This is a genomic window from Streptomyces glaucus, assembly GCF_039533365.1.
In the GTDB taxonomy this organism is placed as follows: domain Bacteria; phylum Actinomycetota; class Actinomycetes; order Streptomycetales; family Streptomycetaceae; genus Streptomyces; species Streptomyces glaucus.
This window is the reverse complement of record NZ_BAAATK010000146.1, coordinates 1-752: the sequence shown is the minus strand read 5'-3', so window position 1 is coordinate 752 and position 752 is coordinate 1. Positions and strand designations below refer to the sequence as shown.

The following is a 752-nucleotide window of genomic DNA, read 5'->3' as shown; positions in this document are numbered from 1 at the left end:
ACTTCCTCGACGTGCACGGGCCGAGCGAGCCGGTCGAGACCGCCTGCTCCAGCTCCCTGGTCGCCATCCACCGCGCCGTCGCCGCCATCGAGCGCGGAGAGTGCCCCATGGCGGTCGCCGGAGGCGTCAACACCATCGTCGTACCCGACGGGCACATCAGTTTCTCCATGGCGGGGATGCTCGCGGTGGACGGGCGCTGCAAGACGTTCTCGGACCGGGCGGACGGTTATGTGCGCGGTGAGGGCGTGGGGATGCTGGTGCTCAAGCGGCTGTCGGACGCCGAGCGCGACGGCGACCACGTCTACGGGGTGATCCGTGCGACCGGGGAGAACCACGGCGGCCGGGCGAACTCGCTGACCTCGCCGAACCCGCGTGCGCAGGCGGACCTCATCCGCAGGGTGTGGACGCGGGCCGGGGTCGATCCGCGGACGGTGGGCTACATCGAGGCGCACGGCACGGGCACGGCGCTGGGCGACCCGGTGGAGATCAACGGGCTGAAGTCGGCCTTCGCCGAGTTGTACCGGGCGCACGGGGCGGCCGTGCAGGGGGCGCACTGCGGGGTGGGCTCGGTCAAGACCAACATCGGGCACCTGGAGCTGGCGGCCGGGGTCGCGGGCGTGATCAAGGTGTTGTTGCAGCTGCGGCACCGCACGCTGGTGAAGTCGCTGCACTGCGAGCGGGTCAATCCCTACATCGAGCTGGAGGACAGCCCGTTCTACCTGGTGCGCGAGCGGCAGCCCTGGGCCGCGCCC

Annotated in this window: 1 protein-coding gene; it reads left to right on the top strand. The window is 71.4% G+C overall.

From position 1 onward, the window contains the following. Nucleotides 1–11: 11 nt before the first annotated feature. Nucleotides 12–752 (top strand): beta-ketoacyl [acyl carrier protein] synthase domain-containing protein (locus ABD363_RS32455; RefSeq protein WP_344610044.1); only part of this gene is annotated, 741 nt, incomplete at its 3' end.